At 72.4% G+C, this 11,302-nt stretch carries 10 protein-coding genes and 1 tRNA gene; 7 read left to right on the forward strand and 4 right to left on the reverse strand.

The features are described from left to right. Positions 1 to 61: 61 nt before the first annotated feature. Both ACF07B_RS14425 and ACF07B_RS14430 read left to right on the forward strand, forming a co-directional pair. On the forward strand, positions 62 to 1,249 hold the full coding sequence (locus ACF07B_RS14425; protein ID WP_392179184.1) for a thiolase family protein: 1,188 nt from the start codon (positions 62 to 64) through the stop codon (positions 1,247 to 1,249). Between the two features lie 276 nt (positions 1,250 to 1,525). Next, positions 1,526 to 2,299, forward strand: a complete 774-nt coding sequence (locus ACF07B_RS14430; RefSeq protein ID WP_384240636.1) for a sulfite exporter TauE/SafE family protein — start codon at positions 1,526 to 1,528, stop codon at positions 2,297 to 2,299. A gap of 114 nt (positions 2,300 to 2,413) precedes the next feature. Here ACF07B_RS14430 and ACF07B_RS14435 read toward each other — a convergent pair whose 3' ends face one another. From ACF07B_RS14435 to ACF07B_RS14445, 3 genes are all read right to left on the reverse strand, one after another. Further along, entirely contained in the window at positions 2,414 to 4,498 is a 2,085-nt protein-coding gene (locus tag ACF07B_RS14435; protein WP_369485450.1) for an MDR family MFS transporter, read from the reverse strand. Positions 4,499 to 4,615: 117 nt separating this feature from the next. After that, positions 4,616 to 5,386 carry a precorrin-6A synthase (deacetylating) gene (gene cobF / locus ACF07B_RS14440; protein WP_392179185.1) on the reverse strand — a complete coding sequence of 257 codons (771 nt, stop codon included), beginning with the start codon at positions 5,384 to 5,386 and terminating at the stop codon, positions 4,616 to 4,618. Positions 5,387 to 5,463: 77 nt separating this feature from the next. Beyond that, positions 5,464 to 5,988 carry a DUF309 domain-containing protein gene (locus tag ACF07B_RS14445; protein ID WP_392179186.1) on the reverse strand — a complete coding sequence of 175 codons (525 nt, stop codon included), beginning with the start codon at positions 5,986 to 5,988 and terminating at the stop codon, positions 5,464 to 5,466. A gap of 100 nt (positions 5,989 to 6,088) precedes the next feature. Here ACF07B_RS14445 and ACF07B_RS14450 point away from each other — a divergent pair. Both ACF07B_RS14450 and ACF07B_RS14455 read left to right on the forward strand, forming a co-directional pair. Further along, positions 6,089 to 6,162 (forward strand) — tRNA-Pro (locus tag ACF07B_RS14450). A gap of 209 nt (positions 6,163 to 6,371) precedes the next feature. Further along, positions 6,372 to 7,073 carry a 2-phosphosulfolactate phosphatase gene (locus ACF07B_RS14455; protein ID WP_369485453.1) on the forward strand — a complete coding sequence of 234 codons (702 nt, stop codon included), beginning with the start codon at positions 6,372 to 6,374 and terminating at the stop codon, positions 7,071 to 7,073. Positions 7,074 to 7,323: 250 nt separating this feature from the next. Here ACF07B_RS14455 and ACF07B_RS14460 read toward each other — a convergent pair whose 3' ends face one another. Continuing rightward, on the reverse strand, positions 7,324 to 7,860 hold the full coding sequence (locus ACF07B_RS14460) for an NUDIX hydrolase family protein (protein ID WP_369485454.1): 537 nt from the start codon (positions 7,858 to 7,860) through the stop codon (positions 7,324 to 7,326). 224 nt (positions 7,861 to 8,084) lie between these two features. On the opposite strand from ACF07B_RS14460, the gene ACF07B_RS14465 reads away from it, so the two are divergent. The 3 genes from ACF07B_RS14465 (at position 8,085) to ACF07B_RS14475 (ending at position 11,176) form a co-directional block, all read left to right on the forward strand. Further along, complete coding sequence (locus ACF07B_RS14465) at positions 8,085 to 8,948, forward strand: dioxygenase (RefSeq protein WP_392179187.1); 864 nt, start codon at positions 8,085 to 8,087, stop codon at positions 8,946 to 8,948. Continuing rightward, entirely contained in the window at positions 8,945 to 10,039 is a 1,095-nt protein-coding gene (locus tag ACF07B_RS14470) for a maleylacetate reductase (protein ID WP_392179188.1), read from the forward strand. Before ACF07B_RS14465 ends, ACF07B_RS14470 begins: the two co-directional genes overlap by 4 nt. Positions 10,040 to 10,408: 369 nt before the next feature. Further along, positions 10,409 to 11,176: an NPP1 family protein gene (locus ACF07B_RS14475; RefSeq protein ID WP_369485457.1), complete on the forward strand. Its 768-nt coding sequence runs from the start codon at positions 10,409 to 10,411 to the stop codon at positions 11,174 to 11,176. Positions 11,177 to 11,302 lie beyond the last annotated feature (126 nt).

Consider the following 11,302-nt stretch of genomic DNA (forward strand, 5'->3'; position numbering starts at 1 on the left):
TTAATGGTTGTGCTCATCAACGACCGGTGCCCGTCCGCCGGTGTCCGTCAGGAGTCCTGTCGTGCGTCCCGTCCACTTCGCGGCCGCTCGCCGCACGCCCATCGGCAAGCTGCGCGGTGCCCTGTCCTCCGTACGGCCCGACGACCTCGCCGCGAGCGTCATCCGCGCTCTGGTCGCCGAGGTGCCCACCCTGGATCCGGCCCGCGTCGACGACGTCTACTGGGGCGCCGCCAACCAGGCCGGCGAGGACAACCGCAACGTCGCCCGGATGGCCGCGCTGCTCGCCGGACTGCCCGACAGCGTGCCCGGCGCCACCGTCAACCGGCTCTGCGCCTCCGGCCTCGAAGCCGTCACCACGGCGGCCCGCGCCATCGCCTCAGGCGAGGCCGACATCGTGCTCGCCGGAGGCTCCGAGTCGATGAGCCGGGCCCCCTTCGTGCTGCCCCGCCCGGACGAGGCGCTGCCGCACCGCATCGAGACCGTCGACACCCGGCTCGGCTGGCGGCTGGTCAATCCGGCGATGAGGGACCTGCACGGCGTCCTGTCCATGGGGGAGACCGCGGAGGAGGTCGCCGTGCGGTACGGCGTCTCGCGCGAGCGGCAGGACGCTTTCGCGCTGCGCAGCCACCAGCGGGCGGCGGACGCCCGCAAGAACGGGCACTTCGACACCGAGCTGCTCCCGGTGGAGCGTGGCGACGGTGTGGTCGTCGACAGCGACGAATGCGTGCGGGAGGACACCTCGCTCGACAAACTGGCCCGTCTCAAGCCGGTGTTCCGCGCCGACGGCACGGTCACCGCGGGCAACGCCTCGCCGATGAACGACGGCGCCGCGGGCGTGCTGCTCGTCAGCGAGGAGGCCCTGAACGAGCTGGGTCTCGAATCGCTCGGACGGTATGTGGCGGGGGCCTCGGCCGGCGTCGATCCCGACGTCATGGGCATCGGCCCGGTGCCCGCGACCCGCAAGGCGCTCGGACGCGTCGGCTGGAGCGTCGCCGACATCCAGGAGGCCGAGTTCAACGAGGCGTTCGCCGCCCAGGCCCTCGCCTGCGTGGACGCCCTCGGCATCGACCCGGACCTCGTCAACCCGACCGGCGGTGCCATCGCCCTCGGCCACCCGCTCGGCGCCTCGGGAGCCCGCATCCTCACCACCCTGCTGCACCGCATGCGCCGCACGGGCGCCGAGCGGGGCCTGGCCACGATGTGCGTCGGCGTGGGGCAGGGCAGCGCGGTCCTGGTGGAGCGCCACTGACACCACCACGGCCAACGGCCCGTACGAAGCGGTCCCTTCGGCGTGCGAGGAGCGAAGTCCGGGGCCGTGCCCCGGGCTGAGCCCCGGGCACGGCCACCCCGGCGGCTCACCCCGGCGGCTGGCGGGGACGCCCCGGCGGCTCACCCCGGTGGGGCCACCCCGGCGACTCACCCCGGCGGGGACGACCCCTCGCTCGGCTCCGTGCGGCGGACCCGTGGCACCCTCCGCGACCCCCCTCACCAGGGGGAGCGGCGTGGGCATAGCATCGATCCCCGCATGAACACGATGACGCTCTGGCACATATCCATGGGGGAGTTCGCCGCTCTCGCCGCCGCGGCCCTGCTCGTCGGCTTCTCCAAGACCGCCGTCAGCGGGGCCAACACGGTCAGTCTGGCGGTCTTCGCCGCCGTACTGCCCGCCCGCGCGTCGACAGGCGTCCTGCTGCCCCTGCTGATCGTCGGCGACGTGCTCGCCGTCGCCACCTACCGGCGCCACGCCCACTGGCCGACGCTGTGGCGGCTCTTCCCGGCGGTCGCCGCCGGTGTCGTCCTCGGCACGCTGTTCCTGGTGTGGGCCGACGACGGGGTCGTACGGGCCTCGATCGGCGCGACCCTGCTGCTCATGACCGGGATCACGCTGTGGCGCCGCCGGGCCGCCGTCCAGGACGAGGAACCCGGCGCCGTCGTGACCCGCGCGGGCCGCGTCAAGGCACGTTCCTACGGTGTCCTCGGCGGCTTCACCACCATGGTCGCGAACGCGGGCGGCCCGGTCATGTCGATGTATCTGCTCTCGGCTGGCTTCCGCAAGCTCGGCTTCCTCGGCACCTCCGCCTTCTTCTTCCTGATCGTCAACGTCTCCAAGCTGCCGTTCAGCGCGGGCCTCGGTCTGATCGACGGCCGCTCGCTGCTGCTGGACGCGGCTCTGGCCGTGTTCGTGGTACCGGGGGCGTTCCTCGGGAAGTGGGCGCTGAAGCGCATCAACCAACAGCTCTTCGAACGCCTGGTGATCGCGGCCACGGTGGTGGGCGGAGTACAGCTCCTGCTCCCCTGAGCACGCCTCGGAGACCGGCCGGCCGGTCTCCGGTGAGCTCTTCGCTGCCGCTGCCGCTGCCGCTGCCGCTGCCGCTGCCGCTGCCGACGCCGACGCCGACGCGGGCCGGGCCGGTCAGCTCCTGGCTGCCGATGTCAGTTCCGGTGTGCGGCCCGGCAGGCCCTGCGTCAGGTCCTCGACCAGCAGACGCTTGGCGATGGTGTCGACGGCGGCGCGCAGTTCCGCGCCGGACGGGCGGCCGATGTCCTGTTCCACGCGCACGGCGAGCCATCGGCCCCAGGCCTCGCTGATCACCCGCGCCTCGCGCTCGCCCGCCGCGGTGTGTGAGTACAGCGAGCCGTGCCGGGTCAGATAGCCCTCGTCGACCATGCGCTCGAAGACCGGGACGAGCACCTCGGGCGGCAGATGGCGCCGGGCCGCGATCAGCGCGAGGTTGGCGTGGCCGACCATGCGGGTGAACAGCTCCACCTGCATCACGGCCCAGGCGCCCGCCACGTCCAGCCGGGTGTCGGACTCGGCGACGACCCGGCGCGCGGTGTCCATCTCCGTGGCGCCGATGATCTTCGCGACCGAGAACTCCAGCAGCCGCTGGGAGTCCGCGGTGGACGGCGACGCGAACCCCTCGCCCATGTCCGTCGAGCCCATGCGCGCGCTGTCGCGCAGCTCCACCTGCTTGAGGAAGAGCGCCACGACGAAGCCGAGGAGCGCGACCGGGACCGTCCACAGGAACACCGTGTGGATGGTGTCGGCGTACGCGTCCACGATGGGCGCGGCCGCCTCGGACGGAAGTCTGTGCAGTCCCTCAGGACTCTGCGCCGCCCTGGCGATGACGGCCGGCCCGGCCGCGCCCGTCTCGGCGGCCGCCCTGACCCCGTCGGCCAGGTTGGGCTTGAGCGCGTTGGTGTAGATCGTGCCGAAGACGGCCGTACCGAACGAACTCCCGAGCGTACGGAAGAAGGTCACCCCGGACGTCGCGGTGCCGAGGTCGGTGTACTCGACGGTGTTCTGCACGGCGATGGTCAACACCTGCATGCACAGCCCGATCCCGGTGCCGAGCACGAACATGTACAGGGACTCCAGCCAGGCCCCGGTGTCCGGTCCCATGCGCGACATCAGGTAGAGCCCGACCGCCATCACCAGGGAGCCGACGATGGGGAAGATCCGGTACTGCCCGGTCTTGCTGACCACGTTGCCGCTGAAGACCGACGCGATGAGCAGTCCCAGGACCATGGGCAGCGTGCGCACACCCGAGATCGTGGCCGAGTCCCCGTCGACGTACTGCAGATAGGTCGGCAGAAACGTCATGGCGCCGAGCATCGCGAACCCCACGATGAAGCTGAGGATCGAGCAGACCGTGAAGACCGGGTTGGAGAACAGCCGCATCGGCAGCATGGGTTCGGGCGCGCGCGTCTCCACCAGGCAGAACAGGCCGAGCGCGATCACACCGCCGACGAAGAGGCCGATGATGGCCGGTGACGTCCAGGCGTACTCGTTGCCGCCCCAACTCGTCGCCAGGATCAGGGCGCTGGCGCCGACCGCGACCAGCGCGATGCCCAGATAGTCGATGACCGGCCGGGTCACCGACTTCACCACGGGGATGGTGCGGGCCGCCGCGATCACCACGACGATCGCGAGGGGCACGTTGATGTAGAACGCCCACCGCCACGACAGATGGTCCGTGAACAGCCCGCCGAGCAGCGGTCCGATGACCGTGGCCACACCGAACACCGCGCCGATCGCGCCCTGGTACTTGCCCCGCTCGCGCAGCGGGATGACGTCCGCGATCAGCGCCATGGAGGTCACCATCAGACCGCCCGCGCCGATGCCCTGCAACGCCCGCCAGGCGATCAGCAGCGTCATGTTCGTGGCGAGCCCGCACAGGAACGAACCCGTGATGAAGATGATCGCCGACACCTGGAAGACCACCTTGCGGCCGAACAGGTCGCCGAACTTGCCGACCAGCACCGTCGCCACGGTCTCGGCCAGCAGGTACGCGGTCACCACCCACGACATGTGCGCGGCGCCGCCCAGATCCGACACGATCGTCGGCAGCGCGGTGCCCACGATCGTCTGGTCGAGCGCGGCGAGGAGCATGCCCAGCACGATCGTCGCGAAGACGATGTTGCGGCGCCGGCTGTCCAGCACCGGCGGCCCGGGCGCCCCCGCCGCGGGTGGCGCCGTATCCTCCGTGATCGTCACAATCGCCACCTTCACACCGGCGGGCTCCCCGTGCATGCGGGGCGACCCGCCCGGTGTACCGACGGGGAGGCGTTCCCCGGGCCGCGGCCCCGGAGCCGCGTCGTCACACCCGGCGCGCTACGCCCGCGGATTCCTGCGCAGCAGATAGGTGTCCATGATCCATCCCTTGCGCTCCCGGGCCTCGGCGCGCAACCGCTCGATACGGGGAGCCGTCTCGGCGAGCGGACCGGAGGCGAGGATCTCGTCGGGTGTGCCGATGTAGGCGCCCCAGTAGATGTCGATGTCCTCGTCCGTGTACTGCCGGAACGTCTGATGGGCGTCGAGCATCACGACCACGTCGTCCACCCCGTCCGGAAAGCCCTCGGCGAGGCGCCTCCCGGTGGTGATCTGCACCGGCCGGGCGACCCGGTTCAGCCCCGTGCGGTGCCGGGCGACGAGCGCCGAGACGCTGCTGATCCCGGGCACCACGTCGTACGAGAACGCCACCGCGCCCCGGTCCAGGATCTCCTCCAGGATGCCGAGCGTGCTGTCGTACAGAGCGGGATCGCCCCACACCAGGAACGCGCCGCTCTCGTCCTCGCCCAGCTCCTCGGCGATGAGCTGTTCGTAGACGGCGGCGCGGGCGCTGCGCCAGTCCCCGACGGCCGGCGAGTACGCCGAGCCGCCCGCCGTCCGGTCCCGGTCCGGGTCGCGGGCCTCGACCAGGCGGTACGCCCCCTCGGGCAGGTGCGCGTCGAGGATGTCGCGGCGCAACTGGACGAGGTCCGACTTCACCTCGCCCTTGTCCAGGATGAAGAACACGTCCGTGCTCCTCAGCGCCTTGACCGCCTGAAGCGTGAGGTGATCGGGGTCGCCCGCTCCGATGCCGATGACATGAATCTTTCGCACACCGAGAGTCTGCCGCACGCCACTGACAGTGGACGCACCGGCCGGACCCCGGCACCCCTGGGCAGGGCGCGCCCTCGTCAGGCGGCCCGGCCGCGCAGCCGCGGCGACACCCGTGCCGGGTCGACCGGTCGGCCGTCGCCTTCCACGACGGCCGCCAACTCCCTTGCCCAGCCGGTGATGTCCGCGAGGTCCAGGCCGTGGGGCCGCGCCCGTCCGGTCGCCGACGCCCACTCCTCGGCCGCTCCGGCCCCGCGCCGCAGCAGCCGTGCGCCGCCCGTCGCGTTCCCCCGGGCCGCGTGGGTGAGCCCCACGGCGAGCTGGGCCAGCCCCCGCCAGAGCCCGCGCTCGTCCCCGGGCCCTGACTTCCAGGCGTCCTCGAAGACCTCGTGCGCGTGGAACGGCCTGCCCGCGTCCAGCAGCGCCTGCGCCTCGCTGACCGTGTCCTCGGGGCGGCGTACGACGCCCTCCGGCGCTCGCTCGACGCCGGCCGCGCCGTACGGCAGCGGGCGTCCCAGTCCGTCACGGGGCCGGGCGTTCCGTGCCCGTCCCTCGGCGTCCCGGTCGCGTCCGCCGGCCCGTCGCGTCTCAGATGTCCCGGTCATACGCCGATTGTCGCGCGCCCCGCTCCCCCTGCGGAGCAGCCCCCGGCGTGGGGTAAAGTTCTGTTCGCACGATCACGCGGGTCACCGCGGGTGAGAGCACCGGGACGTGGCGCAGCTTGGTAGCGCACTTGACTGGGGGTCAAGGGGTCGCAGGTTCAAATCCTGTCGTCCCGACTTGCCGAAACGCAGGTCGCAGGCCGTTTCCGCCGACGCGGGAACGGCCTTTCCGCTGTTCATGGCCAGGACGCCCGCTCCGCGGGCGCGGCTGTCGCCGGATCTCCCCGGCCGGTGCCCACCGGGTCGGGCTCGGACCTCCAGGGCCTTCGATGTGATGCGGGTCACTCTCCCCGAGCTTCGGGGCGGGTCTGCGCGATCATGGCGCGATGGACGTTCGCTTCCTCGGCATCGCCGAACTGGCCGAAACCCCGTCCGTGGCGGTCGTGGTGGACGTCATGCGCGCCTACACGGTGGCCGCCTGGGCCTTCGACCGCGGGGCGGAAAAGATCGTTCTCGCGGAGTCGCTTGCCGAGGCTCAGGCGCTCAAGGCCCGCCACCCGGACTGGGTGGCGCTCAAGGACGGTCCGCCGGCCCCCGGCTTCGACCTCGTGAATTCACCGGGTCTGCTGCGGTCCGTCGACCTCGGCGGACGGACCGTCGTGCAGAAGACCACGGCGGGGACGGTCGGCGCCCTCGCGGTCCAGGACGCGTCGCTGGTGCTGTGCGCCGGTTTCGTGGTGGCGGAGGCGACCGCTCGGATCCTGCGGGCCCGCCGGTGCGGCAGCGTCACCTTCGTGGTCACCGGCGAGGACGGCCGCGCCGACGAGGATCTGGCCTGCGCTCAGTACATCGCCGGGAGGGCCGCCGGGGCCGGTACCGACGCGGCCGGATTCCTCCGCCGCGCCGCCGGGTCCCGCGCCGCCGACGAGCTGGCGACGGGTGTGCGTCAGGGTGTCCATCCGGATGACGTCGCACTCTGCCTTGAGCTCGACCGGTTCCCCTTCGCCATGGTGGCGACCCCGGAGGACTCGCTCATGGTCCTGCGTCCGTGCGCGGTGCCCTTCCCCGTCGAGGACGCGCGGATCTGAGCGCCGATGAGGCCCGGTTCCCGTTGAGTCGTACCCGCCCGATGAAGGGCGCGGCGCGCGGCCACCGCCCTTGAGGCGAGGGGGCGACCACGGGCGGACCAGTGCTGGTGCCGGACGCCGGCTGGAGGATCCGCCCGGGCGTGTCGTGGCCGGCCGGGGGCCGTCCGGTGCCGGGCGGGTCGAGGGCCCGGCCGCCGCTCCTGACGGGATCGCGCCCGTCCCCGCTGCCCGGAGGGCGCCGGCCCCCGCGTCAGGCGATACGTCCGACGTACGCGAGCGCCTGTCGCAGCAGAACGCCGTGACCGCCCGGCATGTCGTCCGTGACCACGGGTGTCGCGGCCTCCTCCGGGCTGAACCAGACCAGGTCCAGCGCGTCCTGCCGGGGGCGGCAGTCGCCGGTGACCGGCACGATGTACGCCAGGGACACGGCGTGCTGGCGCGGGTCGTGGAACGGTGTGACGCCCTGGGTCGGGAAGTACTCCGCGACGGTGAAGGGCTGAAGGGAGGCCGGGATCCGGGGCAGCGCCACCGGGCCGAGGTCCTTCTCCAGATGGCGCAGCAGGGCGTCGCGGACGCGCTCGTGGTGCAGCACCCGTCCGGAGACGAGGGTGCGGCTGACCGTCCCGTCCGGACCGATGCGCAGCAGGAGCCCGACGTGGGTGACTTCGCCGTTGTCGTCGACGCGCACCGGTACGGCCTCGACGTACAGGATCGGCATGCGGGCCCGGGCCGATTCCAGTTCGTCGCGGGACAGCCAGCCGGGCGTGGTTTCGGTCAAGTCAGACATTGCTTGATCATACTTTCCGTGCGTCCGGTGCGGGCGTGATCCACCAGGTCAACGATGCCCCACGGAAAGGGTCATCGTGCGTCCCCCGGCCTCGGTCACGAGGGTGCGGCCCGGTGACCCGGACACGGCGCGGGGGTTCGCCGTCCCGGGGCGGTGCGCACCGTCCGGTCTCGTAGCCTGGGCAGGCGCGGCAGGACGACGACCGGCTGGACCACGGGAGCGGCATGGCCAGGGAACGCACCACGCAGATCACCGACGCTGTCGTCGACAGTTTCGCGGGCACGGCCGATCCGAGGCTGCGGGAGCTGCTCGGAGCGCTCACCCGCCATCTGCACGCCTTCGTCCGCGAGAGCCGGCCGACGACCGCGGAGTGGGAGAGCGCCATGGCCTTCCTCGCGGCGACCGGACACAGGTGCACCGACACCCGGCAGGAGTTCATCCTCCTGTCGGACGTGCTCGGCGTGTCCATGCTGGTGGAGACCCTGAACGGCCACGGCGACCCGGGTGCGACGGAGTCGACGGTGCTCGGACCCTTCCACATGACGAGCTCGCCCGCACGCGAACTCGGCGCGACCATCGACCTGGTGGGCACCGGCGAGCCGTGCGTGGTCAGCGGCCGGGTGCTGTCCGGAGACGGCACGCCGCTGCCGGGAGCCGTCCTCGACGTATGGCAGGCGGACGACCAGGGCTTCTACGACGTCCAGCGGCCGGACGTCCAGCCGCCCGGCAACGGCCGCGGGCTCTTCACCGCGGACGCCGAGGGCCGTTTCCGGTTCCGCACCTGTGTGCCGAGTCCGTACCCGATCCCCACCGACGGTCCGGTCGGCGTCCTGCTCGGGGCCACCGGCCGCCACTCCTGGCGCCCCGCCCACATCCACTTCATCGCCTCGGCCGAGGGTCACACTCCCGTCACCACACACATCTTCGTGGCCGGCAGCCCCTATCTGGACTCGGACGCCGTCTTCGCCGTGAAGAGGAGTCTCGTCCAGGACTTCACCGAGACCGACGACCCCGCGCTGGCGCGGGAGTTCGGTGTCGCGAACCCCTTCCGGCACGCCCGCTTCGACCTCGTCCTGGAGTCGGCATGACCACCCCGCCGAGCGCCCCGCTCGATTTCACCTACGAGACCCGGCCCGCCCGGGTCGTCTTCCGGCCCGGCGCCTCGGTGACCGCGACACCGGGGGAGGCCGCGCGGCTCGGGCTGCACCGGGTCCTCGTGGTGTGCGGCAGCCGGGGCGCGGACGCCGCGCACGCGGTGGCGGACGCGCTCGGCGACAGCTGTGCGGGGGTCCACACCGGTGCCCGGATGCATGTCCCCGGCGAGGTCGCCGAGCGGGCCGTCGAGGTGGCGCGGGCGGCGGACGCCGACGGGTGTGTCGCCGTCGGCGGCGGATCCGCGATCGGCCTCGGCAAGGCGATCGCGCTGCGCACCGGCCTGCCGCTGATCGCCGTGCCCTCCACCTACTCGGGCTCCGAGATGACCTCCGTGTGGGGCATGACCGAGCAGGGGGTCAAGCGCACCGGACGCGACTCCCGCGTACAGCCGCGCTGTGTCGTCTACGACCCCGATCTCACCCTCGGCCTCCCGGTCCCGCTCTCGGTGACCAGCGGTGTCAACGCCCTCGCGCACGCGGTCGAGGCGCTGTACGCCCCCGACGCCTCCCCGCTGGTCTCCCTCATGGCGGAGGAGGGCGTACGGGCGATGGCCGGTGCCCTTCCCGGCGTGGCCGCGGACCCCGGCGATCCGCGCGCCCGCGCCCGGGCCCTCTACGGCGCCTGGCTCTGCGGTTCCTGCCTCGGTGCGACGACCATGGGCCTGCACCACAAACTGTGCCACGTCCTCGGCGGCACCTTCGGTCTGCCGCACGCCGAGACCCACACCGTGCTCCTCCCGTACACCCTCGCCCACAACGCGGCCGCCGCGCCGGAAGCGGTCGCCGTGCTGGCGCGGGCCATGGACACCGAGGACGTCCCCCGTGCCCTGCGGGAGCTCGCGGGCGGCCTCGGTGCTCCCCGTACGCTGGCCGAACTCGGTCTGAGGGAGGTGGACTTGGCATCCGCGGCGACCCAGGTCGCCGCCGAGTCCTACCCCAATCCCCGTGAGGTCACGGCGAACGGCGTCCTCGGGCTGCTGACGGCCGCCTACGAGGGCTGGGAGCCGCGGAGCGAGGACGCGTAGCCACGGCGGGCTCGTAGCGGGACCGGGCCGGGGCGTCGGCCCCGGCCTCCGTCGGGTCCCGCCGGCCCGGCCCCGTAAGGACGAGGTGGCCGACGCGCTCGACGCGGTGCCGCTCGCGAAGTGACGTACCGAACACGGCACTTGTCATGCATGCCGTCAACCCCGTTGACAGCAAGGTGAGTTGTCCTCCTCAATGGGTCACTCGATCCCCAACGGGCGCTCCATCGCTCCCCGTTGTCGATCCTTCATCGCTCTGACACCCGCTGCCTCTGGTGTTTTCCTCACACGCCCGGAAAGCTGATCTGGGCATGCCAAGACGACCGCCTGGTCTGCCCCGCCCCCACGTCGCGGTCGATCTGGAGGAAAGCAGTGACAAGAAGCTCGCGGATCCGCAGGGCCTCGCTCATCCTCGGCAGCGCCGTCGCGCTGGTCGTCGCCTTCCCGGGCAGCGCCCTCGCCGACCCGCCCACGGCCCTGCCCGGGAACGCGGACGCACTGGAGTCGACGTTCCAGCCCGCCTTCGACTACGACACCGACGGCTGCTACCCGACCCCCGCCATCGGCCCCGACGGGACGGTCAACCCCGGCCTCAACCCCTCCGGGGCCCTGAACGGCCACTGCCGCGACTCCTGGGACCTGGACAACACCAACGGGTACTCCCGCGAGAAGTGCAACAACGGCTGGTGCGCCATCATCTACGGCCTCTACATGGAGAAGGACCAGGCCGTCGTCGGCAGCGGCCTCGGCGGGCACCGCAACGACTGGGAGCACGTCGTGGTGTGGGTCCAGGACAACGAGGCCAAGTACGTCTCCACCTCGGCCCACGGCAACTTCAACATCTACGGCCGGGACCAGATCCGCTGGGACGGAACACACCCCAAGGTCGTCTACCACAAGGACGGCATCGGCACACACTGCTTCCGGCCCGCCAACACGAACGACGAGCCGCCGGAGAACCACTACCACACCTGGCAGTTCCCGACCCTGGTCGGCTGGAACGGCTACCCCGCCGGGCTCCGCGACAAGCTGAGCGCGTACAACTTCGGCAGCGCCTCCTTCGGCCTGAAGGACGGCAACTTCGCCTCCCACCTGTCCAAGGCCAAGCCCGCCGGCATCACGTTCGACCCCAACGCCTGACCGGTGGCCCGGGGGGGGGGGGGGGGGGGGCGGGCGGGCCCCCCCCCCCCCCCGCGGCCCCCCCCCCGGGGGGGGCGCCCCCCCCCCCCCCCGGGGGGGGGGGGGGCGCCGCGCGGCCCCCCCCCC

Source organism: Streptomyces sp. NPDC015532, from assembly GCF_043078065.1.
Taxonomy (GTDB): Bacteria; Actinomycetota; Actinomycetes; order Streptomycetales; family Streptomycetaceae; genus Streptomyces.